We start from the raw sequence: 19,547 nt of genomic DNA, 5'->3' as shown, positions 1-19,547 counted from the left end.
TGCTCCTTTCTTTCTCTGCATTTTTCTTTTTCGCCCTTCATCGGCCATTTACAATTAATGTGTTACGATCTCTTTGCTTCTTCCTCCCTTCGTTTATTATTTATAAACAGCAGGAGTGCAGTTGCAAGAATCGCTACACCACTGATCGTAAATCCATAGATTCCCGGTCCACCGGATTCTGGTAAGGAATAAAGTTTAGCATTTTTGATTGTTAAAACTTTATTCTCCAGTGACCACATATTACTTTTCTGTGCCGGATCGCCATTTTCGTCAACAAGTGTTACACTTCCTGTTGCAACTTTGAAGCAGATACTGCTGCCTAATAATGAATATCCTTTCGGAGCAGTTGTCTCTGTCAGCTTGTAGATACCTGCCTTCAGATTATTCAGTTCAATCTCTGAAGTATCATTCTTTACTTCTATGTCATTCTCAAGAGATTTCCAGATGTCACCATCTTTCATCTCTAATTTGAATTTAGCACCTGTTAAAGAATGATTATCTGTATCTGTTTTCTTCAGATCCAGACTGATTACTGCTTCGTTTGTGTAAGATGCAACACCTTTTACACCACCAGATGTATACGTGTAATCTGTTGTAATAACATTTGCTTTTTTTACATCATTACCAAGTGTAAACTTAAGTGATTTATCTGCATCTGATTTAACGTTTTCACAATCTGTCTGGCCATCACCTGTAACAATATCGAATGCCTGAATGAAATATCCATCTGCATTGTCTTCTGTTACCGTATACTCTCCTCTTGGAAGATCCGGCAGCGTAACTGTTCCGCTTGTTTCACCAGCCGGAACTATTACATTTACCTGGCTGTCTGAAACATTCTGACCATTCTTCGCATTCACATTAAATGTAAATGTTCTATCTGTGTCAGATGTTTCCGTTACATTCTTTGTGATCTGAATCTGACCTTTGATGACATGAATCTTATAAATACCATATGGATTGTTGCTATTATCTGGATTATAAGCCTTCTCAGCAGCTCCTACGACATGCTGTTCCCCATCACTTGTGGTGGTGTTCGTTTTACTCTCATCCGTTGATGTCGTCTTTGAATCATAAGTTACTTCCAGATAATACTCTGTATCATCATCCGGTGTTGTTGCCATATTCTCTTTACTGATATTGGTTTGAGTTCCATCTTTCCACTGCAGAGTAATATGATCTTTCGCATCGGCGGCACTTATTGTACCTTTTGAATAAGATGTTTCTGACTCATTAAACAACTGATTCAGAATTGTCTCATCTGTCGGTACTGTATCACCTTTGTAAATCCAAACGTCTTTGTCCTTGACTACTAAGTTAACTTTAACATTAACTGTCGGCTGTGGCAACTCAACATCACCATATCCTGTAGAAATCTTGGATCCCGGAGATACGTTGGTTGTGACATTGTTTCCACCAACGAAATTGTCTTTGGCTTTTACTTTAATTGTTTTGTTCCATTCGCCATTTTTCTTGTTTGGTATTGTCTGATCTGTCCACTGGATCTGATAATTTTCTTTTACCAGAGATACCGTACCACCATTTACTTCAACACCATTATTCAAGTCATCCTGTGTATATAACGTTCCATCATCTTTCAGAAGTTCAAACCTCGGATCAATAATATCTGTGATTGTTGCTCCTGTAATGGAAATGTCCTGAGTGATCGTATTCTGAATATCTTTGAATATGTCTCCCAGCTGCGTTGCATTTTCAGCATTAAATGCACAGTTTTTAGATGCAATTCCTGGATAAGTAGTCCTGCCATATGTTCCACCTTCAAGAAATGCCTTTGCTTTATCTCGAAGTCCAAACCCAATTGTATATACAGTATATCCTTCTTGCTTTATACCTTTTATACTTTCAGTACCATTTGTAATGTTTTCTGCATTCTGCTGCGCAGTAGTGTCCCAACTATTACCAGATCCTGTTGGTTCACCATCAGTAAACAATAATACATACTTAGGTTTTGTATCCCCGCTCATTGTAGCTGCATCCAATTTACTTTTTGCATTTTTAAGACCTACATATGGATCTGTTCCTCCATTTGCTACTAAAGAATCTACAAACCTTGTCAGGTTTTCTTTATTATCTCCCGCTTTCTGTAAATCTTCAGTTTTTCCATGGCTACCATATCCAGCACTACTAAATGCTGTAATACCAATTTTACTATCTGGTGATTTATTCGCTGTATCTGTTATAAACTGTTTTACCGCATTTTGTAATGCTGTAAGTTTCTTTTCTGTTTTTTTCAGATATATTTTGCATCCATTATAAGTTGAATCATCTGCTTTAGTTTGCGGCCACCGATCATCACCAATATACCAACCCGTTCTCCCGTAGTAGTTATTATAATATTGCAATTTCACATAGGATTCATCTTTTTTCACATAGTAAAGTGTGCCTGTATTTAATCCAGCTCTACCATCAGTTGTATTTTCTGCAACATAACTATATGAAACAGTTGTTTTATCCATAGAACCAGATACATCCAATACCAACATAATATCCGCTACTGCTTTTTCAGTAGTGGTTATTGTACTTGTACTTGTAGATGCTGCCGTAATATTGATGTCATAAGTTCTCTTATCCCAGTCGTTTACAGTTGCAGTCTTACTGTAATCCATACTGGCTTTAATAATCTCCTCCTGTGTGTAATTCATAATATGATACAACGAATCTGTATTTTTTTCTATCTTTGTCTTGCCATCTGCTTTATAAAGAGTTGCCACTGCTTTATTATCCTCAGATAACGTAACCTTTACAATCCAAGATTCATTTGATGCTTCATAGCCCTCAGGTGCAATATCCTCTGTTAATGTATATGTTCCAGGTCTTAATCTTGTAAAATTAACAAGTCCTGTTTCATCTACGGATGTAGCAGTCTGTGATTCATTGGTTTCTGAATTTACAAGAGTAAATCGAGCACCACTTAACGCATCCTGGCTTTTATTTACTTTTTTTAATACAAGATCTGTTGTAGGTACATTCGTAACTTCAGAAATACGCGCGGAAGGAAGGGTAAATTCCATCTGGCAGTTTGATTCATACGCACCTCGTTCCATATACAGAATAGTCAGGGTATGCTCGTTTTCATCCTTATGTTTAACATAATCCCATAGATTTACTTCCTTTTTAGCTGCCTGATGAATTCCACCTAAATCGATTACAATTTTTTTTCCATCCAAAACAACCCATAAATCATCATCACCTGTAAAGGTATAATTTAATGGACCTACGTAATCTCCAATTTTAAAAGTTACATCATATCTCATTCCAAAAAAGTAATTGTGATTACCATCATCACTCTTTTCACTTCTGGGTACTCCGTCCAATGGGAAGAAATTACTTCCTGCTGTTGCACGCTGATCTCCATTCTTATCAATTACTTTTGTAAGTTTATAAGAATCTCCGTTCTGATCAAAAACTAGTTTGTAATCCTTAATGACTCTTCTTAAATAAGTTTCATTATTATTAATCGTGGCAGTTGCATCTTGATCTACAAAAAATCCTGGCTCGGGGTAATTGAATTTTACTGCTCCCTTTCCATTGTCCTCTACCTCTTTTAATAATCCTCCTATCCTTTTGACATTTTCCTTATAATTATTTACTTCGGCTTCAATTTTGTTTTCGTGTTCATCATAACCAGAATCAACTGTAAAATTATATTTATAAGAATCATAATTGTGATCCATTTTACCTGATGTTATTTTCTGATTACCATTATCACCCTTTGCAGCATCTCCTAACATATTAAATGAATACTGTGTCCACTTTCCAGTATTCTCGTCGTAACCTTCACCAGCCTTAACTGTATAATCATAGAAAGATGTCGGTCCCTGGAAGTTATCATTATGCTTTGGTGTATAATACACTTCTATCGTACTATCCTGTGCAACTTCAATCTTTTTGTCCTTATCAACTTCAGCATCGTTTACTTTTACTTTTGAAACCTCCCAGTTCTTTGCCTTGGTATAATCATTTATCTTTCCGCCAACTAAGATTGTTCTCTCATCAGCTGAATAAATCTCCTTACTAGTCGTATTATCCAGATGCCGAATTATTACTTTAACATTTTCTCCGCCTCTCTGCACAATTACATACGTAGAAAAATGCGTAGTTTCAAACTCAACATTACCATTCTTATCAACGCTTCCGTCCATGTTCTCAACGTTGTCTTCTGCGTCTACATGGTATACGTCTGCATCCTTGATCTTCCTCTCATCATTCAGAGATACAGATACCTTCACTGAAGCACCTGGCTGAATCTCTTCGCCGTCTACCAGGAATTTGATATCGTAGGCGTGGATCTTCTCGATGGCTTTCTTTTCTTTGATCGCTTCTTCGGTGATCTGGTCTTCGGCTTTCTGGCTGAGCTCTACCGGTGTTACGGAAAGCTCTGCGTTGTCCGGAAGGTCTGCCGGATTGGTAAGAGTAACCTTGACATTGACTTCGTCACTCTTGTAATCATATCTGGTGATCTCAGGCTGAATTTCTTCTTCCTGAACATCCTCAGGCTCTTCTGCCTCATCACTGCTGTCAACAACCTGTGCCATATCACTTCTTATGTAAGCCTCGGTTCCTTCCCAGGAAACCTTGTACCAGGTTGCTCCGTCCTCTGCTGTTACGGTATCCAGAAGTGTGAGCTGTGTTCCTGCGTTTACAGTTGCCAGAACCTCTGCCTCGATAGATGGGCTGACACGAAGATTCGTATCGTCTCCCAGAACCTCGATCAGGCTTGTCTCACCATTCTCATCTGCTGCCGGAACCTCATCCGGGCTCGCAATATCCTCTGCCGGTTCTTCCACCACATCCGGATTCTCTGCCGGCGCTTCGGTAGGTTCAGCATCCGGATTCTCCGCCGGCTCCTCAGAAGGCTCTGCCTCAGGAGTTACCTCCGGATTCTCTGCTGCCGGTGTCTCAGGAGAATCCCACATAACGGCAAAAACAGCTGCGTTGCCAGTCTCAACCTGAAGTGTCTGGATCTGTTTGCCCTCGTTGACATTCAGAACCTTCAGATCCTCGTTGGCCTGTAAGGTGTTAACATCAGTATCACCGGTACTGTTGTTATAATGAAGCTTCTCAACGGTTACACTCGTGCTGGCTGCATCGGTAAGCTCCGGTGCTGCCGGTGTCTTGTACTCAAAAGTTACTCTGACTCTGCCGTTCGGCTCGACTCTGTTTCCGTCGCCATCAGCAAAATACACATCATACGCAAAAAAACCTCTCAGGCTGCTGCCCTTGTCTGTAGTTGCTGCTGAAAGCTTCTGAGAAACTGTATCATAAGATACGGATGAATTCTCGTTTACGCTGTCAGCCTTCAATGCTGTATTCTGCGGAAGAGCTCCGTCCTCCAGTGCCTCTGCTGTTACTTTAACAGAATCATTTTCATATGTAAGCGTCGATTGCTGCGCCTGTTCCGTTTCCTCCTGGTCAGCGCTGCTTACATCCGGTGTCGATTCTTCGGCCGCTGGTTCAGATGTAATTTCGCCATCTGTAAATATATCCTCCGTTCCATCTCCGAACGCCTCACTCGCGGAGATCGTATATGCACTCGGCATACAGGATACCATCAACGCCAAAGCCACCATAAATGCCAGGAGTTTTCTGATCTTATTATTCCTTAATTTTTTCATACCTTTCCCGCTTTCCTATGTGTGCATTAACGTGTACTGTATTTCTTATTACTTTACTTCTGTTTATATTCCTTTCTCTTAAAAAAGCTTCATGTTTTTAGCCGGTGAGTAAACAGGTTACACCTTTTCAATATTTTACCCTTATGTGATTGTAATATCAATATACCAGGCATTTTTGGTAAGGATATTGACATTATCAGATGCTATCGAGAATCAGTCTTCAACTCCTCCTTCTTAACTTACTCGTTCACTGGTTCTTTTCGTCTGATTTCCCAATAAAATCTGACTATTTGTGGTATTTATTATACAACACTACCAGTTGTTTTGTAAGGCACGTTTTTTCAAAAAAAAGTGCCTCTGTCACTATTTTAACATGAATTTCTTCAGCTCATCCCGCTTCTTGACATTCAGCTTGCAAAAGATATCCGTAAGGTAATGCTTAACAGTATTAATGGAAATCCCCAGATGCTCTCCGATCTCCTTATTGGTCCATCCCCCACTTGCCAGCATGGCAATAGAAAACTCCATCGTCGACAGCTCCCCTGTAACCTTTCTCCGGTTTTCCGGATTATGAAGCGCCATCCAGCCCCTGCTGAAAGAAAGCACCCCTTTCGTGATCCGCTGATACGCCTCCGGATCCCGGTTCCGGATACATGCCTCGATCAGCCCCCGCAAAAGCCCATGATGCTCAATAAAAGGCTCCAGAAACCCATCCATCTTCGCCAGCTCCCAGCTCCGGAGCATCTCCTCCTGCGCCTCCTGCTTATGCTTTCGGTTGATCGCACACACCGCCATCATACAGTGAATATACGTCATACTGATCGGATACGACCTCTCCGCCATAAACAAAGCAGCCTTCCCCATCCCATAAGCACTCCATATCTCCCCGTTAAGATAAGTATGGTGCGCCATCACATACGTGGCAAAAAGCCTCAGCCCCTCAGGAAGCATCCTGCTGTACTCCCCAAAAGCAGGCATCCCATCCGTAGGCAAATGAAGCAAAACCGCCCCCACATACCCCGCCAGAAGACAGGACGCATAAACATCCTTAGGAACCTTCTTCTTCATAGCAATCTTCACACAGGACTGGATCCCCTCCATCCCCCGCTTAGCCGCCGCCACATTCCCCAGCGACAGATTAGAATACCCATACAAAATACACGCCGAAAGCTTCAGCTCAATAACCCTGCTGGACAGATACCCCCTCGTGATCTCACAACACTCCTCCGCCTGCCCCGTAAAATAAAAAAGCTCAGCCCGCGCAATATTCCTCAAATCCACATCCACAAACCCCTCAACAACCTCCCGAGCCCTCCCAGGCTCAAAAGACGAATTCAAAAGCGGCAAAACCACATAATCACACATACAACCCACTCCCTCCAAAACCCAGGCAGCCCTCCAAAAAAAGACCACCCTCAAAACCAAACCAACAAACCTCCGAAGCCCATCACACACCCCTCATCAACACACATCCGAAGCCCATCTCTCAAGCCACATCAGCACACATCCGAAGCTCATCTCTCAAGTCCCACAAAACAGTCACCAAAACTCCGGATATCAATCAACCAGTCAATCAGTCAATCAGGCAACCAATCAGGCCAACCATCTTTTTCTATAATTATAATCCAAAATACTCCAAAAATAAATTTAAATATTACACAAAAACACCACACCCTATCCAAAACAGCCTCTATCCCCAATCCCCTCACGACACCCCCCAAAAAAAACTCACCCCACCCACATCCAGCGCAGCGCCGATGCCACACCACCTCCCGGCAAACCACCACTCCCTCACACCCCCAAAAAACAGAACGGACAGTCTGCCAGCGGGGCGGCTGCATGGTCGGGACCCGGTGCGTCGGAGTAAGCCGCTGGTCATACTTGGCGCCTGAGGCTTCTGACGGGAAGGTACTCTGCGGCCACAAGCCGCAGAGTAAGCCCCATCTGTCTGAGCCAGGTACGCATCAGCGTACATGGCGAGTTATGGGGTGCCCTGCACGGCAGAAGACTCAGACGCCTAGTATGACCCGGCGAAACGACCGCACCAGGCACGACCATGCAGCCGCCCCGCTGGCAGACTGTCCGTTCGTCCCTCCATTCGTCCCTCCCTCCCCCACACAAAAAAGAGCCCCCAGGCCCAAACACCCAGGAACTCTCCCAAAACTCAAATATCCAATTATCATCAATCGTTATCAGTCATCATCCAACACGCAGCCGAAACTTCTGAATCTCCTTCTCACTGGAAACCCTCTCGATCTCAGCACCAAGACTCCTGAGCTTCTCCTCAAAATTCTCATACCCACGCTGAATATAAACAATATCATCGACAACCGTAACACCCTCTGCAGCAAGCCCCGCAATAACAAGCGCAGCACCCGCACGAAGATCCGGCGCACTCACACGCGCACCCGTAAGCTTCTTCACACCATCAATAATAGCAGAGTTCCCCTCCACCTTAATGTTGGCACCCATACGGGAAAGCTCATCCGCATACTTAAACCGGTTCTCAAAAATACTCTCCGTAACAATACTCGTACCCTCAGCCAAAGCCAGAGTAACCGCGATCTGCGGCTGCATATCCGTCGGATAACCAGGATAAGGCAAAGTCTTTACATGAGTACGATGAAGTTTATGCGGCGCACGAACACGAACCGCATCATCAAACTCCTCAACCTCACAGCCGATCTCCTCAAGCTTGGCAGTCGTAGCCTCCAGATGCTTCGGAATAACATTACGGACCGTAACATCACCACCCGTAGCCGCAGCAGCAAACATAAAAGTACCTGCCTCAATCTGATCCGGAATAATAGAATACTCTGTACGGTGAAGCTTCTCAACACCACGGATACGGATCACATCCGTACCAGCACCCTTAATATTCGCACCCATACTGTTCAGGAAATTGGCCACGTCAACAACATGAGGCTCCCTTGCAGCATTCTCAATAATGGTACGGCCGGCTGCCATAGAAGCAGCCATCATAATATTAATCGTAGCACCAACAGAAACCACATCCAGGAAAATGTGGCTGCCATGAAGATTCTCAGCCTTGGCAACAATAGCACCATGACGGATATCAACCTCCGCACCAAGAGCACGGAATCCCTTCAGATGCTGATCGATCGGTCTACTGCCGATATTGCATCCGCCAGGAAGCGGAACTTCCGCATGCTTGTACTTGCCAAGCAAAGCACCAAGAAGATAATAAGAAGCACGGATCTTCTTGATATATTCATAATCAACACTGAGATTGCCGATGGTAGAACCGTTGATCTTTACAGTAGATTTATCGACACGCTCAACCTGAGCACCTATCTCTGAAATAGCCTCAAGCAGAACATTGATGTCCCTTACATCTGGCAGATTCTCGATTAATATTGTTTCATCAGTCATAATGGCTGCTGATAATATTGCAAGAGCAGCATTCTTCGCACCTGCAATATCCACTTCTCCAACCAGAGGATTGCCGCCTTTAATCACATACTGTTCCATAACACACCTCTATTATTTTACTCCTCTATGAGCAAGAAACTTTCTCTGAATTTACGACGGAAACATACGTTCCGCAACACCGTTTTTTAGGTCAGTTGTATATTATAACACATATTTCGGATTTGTAAACTATTTCTCTCCCCGTTTCAGTGCATCAAGCACGATCTGAAGGCTTCCCTCCAGATCTTTGTCTTCTTCGTCTACAATAATATCCGCATATTTCTCATACAGCACTGTCCGTTCCTCATAAAGACTCTCCAGTGTCTGCCCTTCTTTCAGAACAACTCCACGGTCTTTCAGATTGCCAAGACGCTTGGACAGCAGCTTCAGAGAAATCTTCAGATATACCACAACTCCTTCTGATTTCAGATGCTGCATTGCCTCATCACAATACACGACACTGCCACCTGTGGCAATGACCGTATTCTCAACCTGGATAGACGCATTCACACGATTCTCCACCGCCTTGAATCCGTCAATTCCATCCTGCTCAATGATCTCACTTAAAGTTCTCTTTTCTTCTTTCTGGATCAGCAGGTCTGAGTCAATAAACTGGTAACCAAGCACTTTCGCAAGTACAACACCGATGCTGCTTTTTCCCGCACCAGGCATCCCTATCAGTGTAATATTATTCATACTGTGTCCTTTCATTTTAACATAGCTGTAACAAAATCTCAACAATCGTTCCTGTGCCGTGCACGACAAACGCATGAATGGTTAGCAACTGCAAATTCTATTTTTTTCTACTTTTTAAGCTTCTAAAAGCTCTTCTAAATACTTAATTGGACGCAAACTTACTACGAACCTTTTCTTTCTCATTGACAACTTATGTCTTGATAGTTCTGCTGGTTTCAAAATACTCAGGCTCCATTTTCTTATAATGTTCAAATTTTGTGCCGCCATTTTATCGATTGTCGTATTTGCATCCTCCCGAAACGTTACATCCAAATGCCAATGCATACTTTCTATACTCCAATGACCTCGCACCGCTCGGCTGACTTCGTTGATATCCGTTTTTAAACTGCTTATAAAATATCGATATTCATACGTTATCTTTCCTGCTTTTTCTATTCGTTTCTTCTCCATTACAATGCTTCTCAGGCCTTTCCAATTCTTCTTTTGGCTCAGCCACCGGATATCTTCCGTCTGATAATACTCTCGGATCTCAATTTGCCCATGGGCTTTCTCACAGGTCTTCTTATATGCCCCCTTTTCGCGCATTTCTTTTTGAAACTCCTCGTTCGAAAAGTATTCTTTTACATCTTCGTACATTGTGTATTGATTTTTCTTCAATGCCAGAACATAATCCGCTCGTTTCTGCCTGATTTTTCCTGCGATCGCTGTCTGCGTTCCCATTGCATCAATCGTAATGATCTGACCCTTTATCTGGATTTTTTCCAACAGCTCTGGAATCGCTGTTATTTCATTGCTTTTTTCTTTGACTGCTTTCTGTCCCAGACAAAATCCATCTTCCTTACTCCATGCAGAAACAATGTGACTTGCTTTTTCTTCTCCACGTTTATTCGAACACATCGTTTTTCCATCTATGCAGATGATCTTCTTCAACAGTTCTCCATCATTTTTATCCAGCCGCTCCTGCCATTTTCCATAGAGCTGCTGCAGAATTTCGGGCGATATCATCCCCATGACACGCCGGATCGTATCATGAGAGGGGATTCCGTTTTTTAGTTCAATATACTTTCGAAGATAATCCTGATAGCTTTCTGCAAACAATGCCATCTCAACCCAGTCATCCGCATTCGCAAGAGTTGCAAACAACACAATGACAAGAATATCCTTCAACGTATGACGAACCTTTGTCTGCTGACGAGTATCTTCAATGTATTCCATCCACTCTAATAATTCCTGCATAAATAACACCCCTTTTTCTTTTATTTTACTAGAAAAGGGGTGTGTTCACAATTTATTTACTCATGCGTTTGTCGTGCTGTGCCGTGTTATTCTCAGCGTTTCTTCTTACCGTTTTTCTTCTTCACGCTGTAGCCAAAAGTTCCCACCTTCCGGCCACCAGCCAGATATTCCCCATGGGAATAAACCAGAAGTCCCGCATCATTGAGATGGAACTTGTTGTTTTTGTCCATATATGCTTCATCCGCATGAACCGCAAGTACATCTGCAAGAAACATATCATGCGATCCCAGTTCCTTCACCTCTCGTACTCTGCACTCGATGGAAACCGGTGCTTCCCCGATCATCGGAGCAGAAACATACTGTGCTTTCTCTTTTGTAAGATTCAGTTTTTCGAATTTGTCAACATCCCGGCCGGACCGGACTCCGCAGAAATCCGTCGCAAAAGCCAGTTTTTCTGTTGTAAGGTTAATAACAAACTCTCCCGTTTTTTTCAGCATTCCATAAGAATAACGGGATGGTCGGACTGAAATATAAGCCATCGCCGGATTCGTACAGACCGTTCCTGTCCACGCAACGGTAATAATATTGTCGTTGCCCTCTCCGTCCGTGACACTGACCATCACTGCCGGCAGCGGATAGATCATATTTCCCGGTTTCCAAATCTGTTTTGCCATTGATCCGGCCTCCTTATGCGTAATCGCTGTTCATCAGCTGAGCAGCCTCCATCATCGCCGGAATCAGCTGTTTCTTTCTGGAAACCACACCTGGCAGACAGAACGCATCTCCGTCCGGCTTCTTCTCAAAAGCGATCTCAGCCATCTGCTGGCTGCCCTCACCATAAAACAGAAGCTCTGTAGATTCCTCCAGAATATTCGTCAACATAAAGTAAACTCTCGTGATATCGTGACGTCCACACTCGCTGACCATAAACGGCATCAGCTTCTCCTTGATCTCTTTCAGCTCTTCGCTGTCCATGGAACTGATCTGGCCCACACCAAAGGAAACATTGCCCTCGCCAATAAACTTCTTGTAATCCTGGTAAAAAATCTCCTCCGGGGATTTATCTTTCAGATTACTTCCTGCTGAGAACATCTCTCTGGCAAAATCCTCGATCTTGATTCCCGCGATCAGGGCAAGAGCACTGGCAGCGATCTTATCCGTCTGTGTACAGGTCGGTGAACGGAACATCAGCGTATCTGAAATAATGGCCGCACAGAGAAGTCCCGCAATTTTTTCCGGAATCTCCAGACGCTGCTCTCCGTAGATCTCATAAAGGATCGTACCCGTACATCCCACAGGCTCATTACGGAACGCTACCGGTGTCATGGTCTGCAATGTTCCAAGCTTATGATGGTCAATAATCTCAAGAATCTCCGCCTTCTCAATATTATCAACAGCCTGATCCACCTCATTGTGATCTACAAGAACAACTTTTTTCTTGTGCATGTCCAGGAAATTACGCCTGGAAATCGTTCCGATACACTTTCCATGAGGATTGATAACCGGGAACGCTCTGTGGCGGTTTTTGACCATAACATCCTGGATATCATCTGTAAAATCCTCGGTATTAAACGTAACCATGTTATCCCGTTTCATAACATAGCTGACCGGAATACTCTGATTGATCAGACGGGCGATGTTAAAGGTATCATAAGGTGACCGGATGATCACGATATTTTTTTCGTGGGCAAGCTTCACAACCTTCTCGGAAACCACAATGTTCAGCCCTACGATGATACAGCTTACATTCTGGCTGATGGCCTGAAGATGATCCTCCTCACGGTCTCCCATGATGATCATATCATTCTCCTCAATAAATTCCTCCATCATCTTCGGATTGGCTGTTCCAACCAGAACACGTCCCTTGACAAAATATCCGTGGCCATTTCCTTCCACCACTTCTCCGCCAACCGTCTCCGCAATCCTCTGATACTGTGTCCGCGCATTGGAAAGCAGATAACTGTCTGTGGTATCCATATAAGTCTTGGCAATATCTCCGATGGTCACAAGACCTTCCAGGCATCCCTCCTTATCACGGATCGGAAGGGATACGATTCCGTTCTCCTGCATCAGATCCCAGGTATTTTTCAGTGACATGTTTTTGTCTGCCTGGGGACTGAGACGGATATCCATATCCTTGACCTGTGTTCCGATATTTCCCAGATAAGCCGGCGGCTGTACACCAAAACGATTCAGCACATATCTGGTCTCCTCATTGATCTGACCAGCTCTCTTCGGAATATATCTCTTACTCTGTGTAGTCCTGTTTTTAATATCCGCATAAGCGATCGCCGAACAGATGGAATCCGTATCCGGATTCTTATGTCCGATTACAAATATTCTCTCCTGTTTCTTCATTCACATCCATCCTTTTTCATCCAAAAATATAACAATTAATCAAGTTTGATGTTCGCAAAAAGTGAACCAAGAGATGTGGTTGCCTCTTCTCCTGACTCCGGCAGTTCAAAAGTCTCTTCCTCAACTTCCTTCGCCATCAGATCCGATGCCTCTTTGATACTCAGGCTCAGCTTGCCATCCTTGATCGCAATTACTTTCACCTTAACCTTGTCTCCCACACTTATCGCCTCTGATGGCTTCTTAATTCTTTTTTCGCAGATCTGGGAAATATGAACCAGACCGGAAATTCCGTTTCCAAGATCAACAAACGCACCATAAGGCTGCAGGCTCTCAACCGTTCCCTCTGTCACGAAACCAACCTCAATATTGGAAATCTTGTTTCTGCGCTCCTTCTCTGCTTTCTCACGGAGAAGTTCCTTTGCAGAAAGTACCAGTCTCTTTTTCTCTTTATCTACATCAATTACCTGAACCTGAAGCGGCTTGTTCAGGTACTCTTCTGTATCCTCTACATAATTCAGCGCAAGTTTGGATGCCGGGATAAAACCTCGAACACCTTCCACATAAGCAATGGCTCCGCCGTTTACGATTCCCTTTACAACAACATCCAGTGCTTCCCCGGATTCCTGAAGCTCCTTCAGTTTATCCCATGCAAGTACATCTGCTGCCTCTGCTCTGGAAAGAAGAATATTTCCCTGTCCGTCATCTTTCCTAAGAACGGTTGCCTGGATCTCTTCTCCCGGCTGAACTGCCTCTTTAATATTAAATCCCGGCTCTCTGGAAAATTCCTCTGCCGGAATAAATCCCTCAGCATAATATTTAAGATCAAGAACAACTCCTGTCTCATCCACACTGACCACTGTCCCGGCGATGATATCACCTTCCTCAATTTTCTTAAAAGAAGCCTCCAGCTCCTGCTCAAAATCTTTCATAGACTCCGCCATTTCCTGACCTCCGTTCACGCTTCATCTTTTCATCATTTACTTCCGGCCTTTTTCTTATTCTTTCTGCCGGATTTTCATTTTAATCTTAATTATTATAGCATGGGCAAACCACCGACGCTATTATTTTTTTGAATGCAAAACAGCCTCTTTATACAAAAAAACTCCGCACATTGGCAGAGGCTACATTTTCTGATATTTTTCCCCATAAAACGAGGAGTGCCCCGGTAGTGGCTTACCGGGGCGATTATTATGAAAAAAATTGTATGTGTAATGATACAGATACACACCATTACAGCGTCTTTCGTAGTGTTCTTTCGAACTGTTATTATAGTATCAGATAAATATGAACAAATTATGAACAGCTCGTGAACTTTTAGCGTATTTGCACAATTTCTTTTCTGTTTTTCCTCTTTTTTTATAAAAACGCCACATTTGCTTTATTGACAAGCGTTCTAAATATTGTACATTTTGTACATTTCCAGTAAACTTAAGAATAATAATCCCAATAAAAGTGCCATTCTGAACACCTTCCTCCTACTGACGGGAAAGCATACCCTTAATAAACTCGATCGCTTTCTCAAAAATATTCTTTACATCAGACTTTGTAACACCCATATCTTTCAGAGTACTGTATGCATCGCTTACATAACCTTTAATCTGGTCATCACTGATGTCGATTCCTCTGAATTTGCTGATAATATTCACGAGGGAATTCTTATCATCCTCAGAAAGTGTCACACCATAATGATCTGCTGCCTCATCAATTCCCTGTGAAATCTCATCATCAGAAATCTGATTGGAATCAAAAAGCCCTTTTACATAAACAATAATATCGCCAACTTTATCCGGGTCAGACGCAAGAGACTCAATCTCGTTATCTTTAAGAATCTCCTCTGCCTGGCTCATAACAGAGCTGGAATCTGATGCCATAACCATCATTGGTGAAGTACATGAGATAATTCCCGCAACGACCAGTGCTGTGATCCTGTTCATTTTTTTCATAATAAATCCCTCCAAAAGAGCCTTGGCTCATTATACGTAATCTGCAACTGTTTCCAGTTCCATAATTTTCAGTTCCCTTTTAACGCCACTCAGTATAACACACCACCCTACCCTTCTGTAAACTGGAATTTTCCCTTTTTTCAATATTTCTGGTCAGACTTTATGTATATCCCGGAAAATATATTCACAATCTTTTCATATTTTCAACAAACTTTCCTAACATCTCCTTTATAGAATAAATATTGTAAATTTTTCATTACTTACTTATGTCTGACACCTCAGACATAACCTCCTTTCTATGACAAGTTATATAGATCCGGGTGGGATACCTCTCCAATTGTCCCGTCCGGAAACGCAAAAAGAACCCGGAACAGCTGCCCGGGTTCTTTTTGTGTAATGTTTTATTTATTATTCTTTTCTTCAGAGATACAGTTGGCAAGCATTGCAAACTGCTCCAGTGTCAGCGCCTCTCCTCTGATATTCAGCGGAAGCCCGCACTTCTCGAATATATTCTCGATCTCTTCTTTTCCAAGGGAAAAATCTCCGGAATTTTTGATGCCGTTTACAAGGGTCTTTCTTCTCTGGTTAAATGACGCACGGATCAGCCTGAACATGAGGCGTTCATCCTGCACCTCAACCGGCGGTTTCTCATAACGTGTCAGTTTGATCACCGCACTTCCTACCTTCGGCCGTGGCATGAAACAGTTCGGCGGCACGTTTGCAACAATCTCCGGCTTCGCATAATACTGGACAGCCAGGGAAAGCGCGCCGTAATCCTTGGTTCCAGGTCCTACCTGCATACGGTCTGCAACCTCTTTCTGTACCATAACCGTAATGGAATCCACAGGAACATTCTTCTCAAAAAGTCCCATAATGATCGGTGTCGTAATATAATACGGCAGGTTCGCAACCACCTTTACAGGCTTTCCGCCATTTTTTTCATTGGCGATCTTTTTGATATCTGTTTTCAGGATATCGTTATTGATCACCGTTACATTATCCCATTCTTTCAAGGTATCCTTAAGAATCGGGATCAGGGAACTGTCGATCTCCACAGCAGCCACTTCTCTGGCCGCTTCCGCAAGATACTGTGTCATGGTTCCGATTCCGGGACCAATCTCCAGTATAAAATCATCCTTCGTAATTCCGGAAGAATCAATGATCTTTTCCAGAACATGTTCATCGATCAGAAAATTCTGACCAAACCTTTTCTGGAAAACAAAATGATACTTTTGAAGGACTTCAATGGTATATTTCGGGTTACCAAGATAAGGTCTGGCCATATTTTTTACCTCTGCTTTTCTGTTTATTTTCAGCTGAAATCCTTTTCAAGAAGTACGGTGAATCCATCACGGTCCACACGCTTCTTGGAGCGTTTGAATAATCCGCCCTGTGCTTTTGCCATGGCATTATCCAGCATGGTCTTCACAGTTCCGATGCACATCGGCTGATCTTCCTTCTGGTTGATTCCGATCAGATTATACAATGCAAGCATGCCCATCTGATCAATGCGGAATCCATTTTCCATGGTATAAACCTTGGCAAAATTAACAAGTTCATCATTTGTAAATACAGGAATATTGATCATGGATGTAAATTTCTTCGCAAGTTTCGGATATCTTGCGATCAGCTTACGCATGCCGATCTTTTCATCCTCAAGGATCACGATCATACTCTTTGTATTTCCATTCATTACTTCATCAAGCTCATCTGCTGTTTCCTGGGAAAGCTGGTTTGCGTTCTCAATAACGAGGAAACCTCCTGCAAGCTTGGATGCAATCTCTGCAATATTTTTTCCGTTAAGGTCTTCCGCAAATATGTAGGCAACCTTGGATGCCTCAATATTCAGCTCTCTGCAGATTGCCGGGATAAGGCTTGAGATCAGTCTTGTCTTTCCTGTTTCTCTGCCGCCCATAACGATCACATTTCCAGTCTGGGAAGTTTTGTCAGCCGCACCTTTCTGTACATCGCAGAGTACATCCACCAGCTGCTCTTTCATTCCCGGAACTGCTACAAAATATGTGAACAGCTGCTTCTCTTCATCTGTAAGCTGTCTCTTTCTGGAAATAATAGTGTTCGGATCGATCTCCGGCTGCATATCCTCGATAAAGCGCTCCAGCTGTTCTTCCTCGCTGAGTTCTTCTTCCTCATCGTCTTCTTCCATATCTTCTGTAAGACTTGAGATAAAATCATCCTCTTCATCGTCTTCCGGCTCATCTTTGAATCCGAAATCATCGTCACTGAATTCTTCTTCCTCATCAAGAGGTGTCTCATCTTCGACAGGTATCACAACATCGTCTGTCAGTTTATCCGCTCTGCGATCGTCACTTTCATCCTCAAGAGAAAAGTCTTCATCCTCAAGGGAAAGATCCTCCGGCATTTCCTTAAGTTGTTCCTCTTCTTCCAGATCATCAAAACCGTCGAATTCGTCCTTGGTATCAGGCTTCTGCACGCCTGTGGGACCATTCAGGAATTCTGCTTCCGCAGCCTGCATATCTTCTTCTGTAACCGGCTCTTCATCTTCATCCAGAACCAGATCCGGAATTCTCCTGTGCGCCGACTCACTTACATCTTCTGCCTGCTGTGCGGAAATCTGTGCCATGATATCCTCAATATCCGCTGCATCCGGCTCCTCCGGAACAAATTCATCTGCCGCGATATCCAGATCTTCTTCGTCTTCTGTTTCCTCGGTTACTTCTGACTGCTGTACATCCGGAGATTTCTCTTCCTCCGGAATATTGATTCCCTGCTCGCTTGCAGCTGCAAGAATGGTATCTTCCAGATTGAATTCCTGCTCTTTCTCAGGTTCCTCGTCTGCTTTTTTATCCTTGGCAACTTCCGCCGCGATCTCATCAATGCTTCCAAAAATTCCGGATGCGTCCGGAATACCGGCAGCGCTGCTTGCATTTTCCGGATCTACATTGATCATAGACTTCGGGATCTTAAGCTCCGGCATACGGATCGTTGCTGAAAAATCAGGCTTGCCGTCTTCATTAAGGGGAACTCCTGAAGTTTCCTTCGGTTCCTCCACAGAATCTTCCTCAACGATCTCAGAAACACTTTCAACTAATTCCTTTTCCGTCGCCTTCTCTGCTTCCGCCTCTTCCGCTTCCTGATAAGCTTCTTCCTCTTCGTCCTGCGGTTCCTGTGTCCGGGCATTTAACTGTACGGTTCCGGCAGACAGATTATCAATACCGGATGCCAGAAGTTCCTCACCATCTCCAGCCTCAGCAGTTTCTGCCGCCTCTTCTTCAGAAGCGTCTTCTTCGGACTTTTCTTCTGTGGCAGCAGTCTCAGCTTCCGGAGTTTCCTCCTCACCAGACTCCTGATCTGCAGAATCCTTGGCAGCTTCAACAGCTTCTGTCTCAGAAGTTTCTTCTGTGTCATCCTGCTGTTCTTCTTCCACGTCCTCAGTTTCTTCCGCAGCCTTCTTATGACCACCGAAGATATCACGGATTCCCTTGGAAATCTTCTCCTGGAAAGTCTCTGCACTGTTCAGATCACGCTCGTCATCTACCTGGATCGTATCTGTAACCGGTCTGGACTCCTCATATTCAGTTTCTGTAACAGCTTCTGTTTCCTTGCTCTCCCTGATCTCCTGAGCCTTTTCCGGCGGAATCAGTTTCGGGATAAAACGCTGTTCGTATTTCTCTTTTTCTTCTCCTGTGAGAACTCCCATACGCTGTTTCAGGTCAAGGGCTTTCATCACATAAGTTCCGTCATTGAACCAGAGAATCATCTCATTGCAGAGATCCAGGCACTTCTGCTTGTCTCCTGCCTTATAGTAGAGTTTAGCCAGTTCATAGGACCAGCGCTCTGTAAACTCTTTCTCCTTATATTCCTCAAGGATACGGATCTGTTCATTCAGAGATGCATTCTTCGCTCTGGCAATTTTATATCGCAGTATATACTGGCTGTTATCACTACCTGCCACCTCTCTGTACTCGTCAAAGAATTCTGTGGCTTCACTGATCTGTCCCATTTTCAGGGAAACTTCGATCAGACGGTAAAGTATGTTCTTGCCGATCGTCGCTCTGTGATAAGCAAGAAGAAAAATTTCCTTGCTCTCTTCATAGCGCTTGTTAGCTGCGTAGATCTCGCCCACAACACAAAGCGTACGGACATTCTTTACGCGACGCCAGTCAATGCTGTCTACGATCTGCATGGCGCCTTTGTAATCCTGGGCTTCAACCAGCTTGTTGATCTGTCCCAATTTGACGCGAAACTCCTCTTTATCCAAAATATT

11 protein-coding genes are annotated in these 19,547 nt (G+C 43.5%); all 11 read right to left on the bottom strand.

Annotation, left to right across the window (positions count from 1 at the left end; genetic code table 11):
* Positions 1-62 precede the first annotated feature (62 nt).
* The 11 genes from AC04Q6_RS08345 to AC04Q6_RS08295 all read right to left on the bottom strand — a co-directional run bounded on the left by AC04Q6_RS08345 (position 63) and on the right by AC04Q6_RS08295 (position 19,514).
* A complete protein-coding gene (locus AC04Q6_RS08345; protein WP_476389636.1) occupies positions 63-5,636 on the bottom strand; it encodes a SpaA isopeptide-forming pilin-related protein in 5,574 nt (1,857 codons plus the stop codon).
* Positions 5,637-5,999: 363 nt separating this feature from the next.
* On the bottom strand, positions 6,000-7,061 hold the full coding sequence (locus AC04Q6_RS08340; protein ID WP_476389635.1) for a LuxR C-terminal-related transcriptional regulator: 1,062 nt from the start codon (positions 7,059-7,061) through the stop codon (positions 6,000-6,002).
* Between the two features lie 774 nt (positions 7,062-7,835).
* The gene (locus AC04Q6_RS08335; RefSeq protein ID WP_021975986.1) at positions 7,836-9,128 is read right to left on the bottom strand and encodes a UDP-N-acetylglucosamine 1-carboxyvinyltransferase; all 1,293 of its coding nucleotides are present in this window, start codon (positions 9,126-9,128) and stop codon (positions 7,836-7,838) included.
* A gap of 129 nt (positions 9,129-9,257) precedes the next feature.
* Positions 9,258-9,764 carry a shikimate kinase gene (locus AC04Q6_RS08330; protein WP_021975985.1) on the bottom strand — a complete coding sequence of 169 codons (507 nt, stop codon included), beginning with the start codon at positions 9,762-9,764 and terminating at the stop codon, positions 9,258-9,260.
* 114 nt (positions 9,765-9,878) lie between these two features.
* The gene (locus AC04Q6_RS08325) at positions 9,879-11,000 is read right to left on the bottom strand and encodes an ISAs1 family transposase (RefSeq protein ID WP_476389634.1); all 1,122 of its coding nucleotides are present in this window, start codon (positions 10,998-11,000) and stop codon (positions 9,879-9,881) included.
* Positions 11,001-11,092: 92 nt separating this feature from the next.
* Positions 11,093-11,674, bottom strand: coding sequence for a flavin reductase family protein (locus AC04Q6_RS08320; protein WP_021975984.1), 582 nt, complete (start codon positions 11,672-11,674; stop codon positions 11,093-11,095).
* A 13-nt stretch (positions 11,675-11,687) separates the two neighbouring features.
* Entirely contained in the window at positions 11,688-13,358 is a 1,671-nt protein-coding gene (locus AC04Q6_RS08315) for a putative manganese-dependent inorganic diphosphatase (RefSeq protein WP_118063668.1), read from the bottom strand.
* A gap of 35 nt (positions 13,359-13,393) precedes the next feature.
* The gene (locus tag AC04Q6_RS08310) at positions 13,394-14,299 is read right to left on the bottom strand and encodes a 30S ribosomal protein S1 (protein WP_021975982.1); all 906 of its coding nucleotides are present in this window, start codon (positions 14,297-14,299) and stop codon (positions 13,394-13,396) included.
* A 534-nt stretch (positions 14,300-14,833) separates the two neighbouring features.
* Positions 14,834-15,301, bottom strand: a complete 468-nt coding sequence (locus tag AC04Q6_RS08305) for a DUF1002 domain-containing protein (RefSeq protein WP_021975981.1) — start codon at positions 15,299-15,301, stop codon at positions 14,834-14,836.
* Between the two features lie 401 nt (positions 15,302-15,702).
* A complete protein-coding gene (gene rsmA / locus AC04Q6_RS08300; RefSeq protein ID WP_021975980.1) occupies positions 15,703-16,584 on the bottom strand; it encodes a 16S rRNA (adenine(1518)-N(6)/adenine(1519)-N(6))-dimethyltransferase RsmA in 882 nt (293 codons plus the stop codon).
* Positions 16,585-16,613: 29 nt separating this feature from the next.
* Complete coding sequence (locus tag AC04Q6_RS08295; protein ID WP_119248043.1) at positions 16,614-19,514, bottom strand: tetratricopeptide repeat protein; 2,901 nt, start codon at positions 19,512-19,514, stop codon at positions 16,614-16,616.
* Positions 19,515-19,547: the final 33 nt, after the last annotated feature.

Source organism: Blautia sp. HA9023, assembly GCF_056504095.1.
Note: the sequence above shows the minus strand (reverse complement) of the source record. Positions and strands in the feature narration are given on the sequence as shown.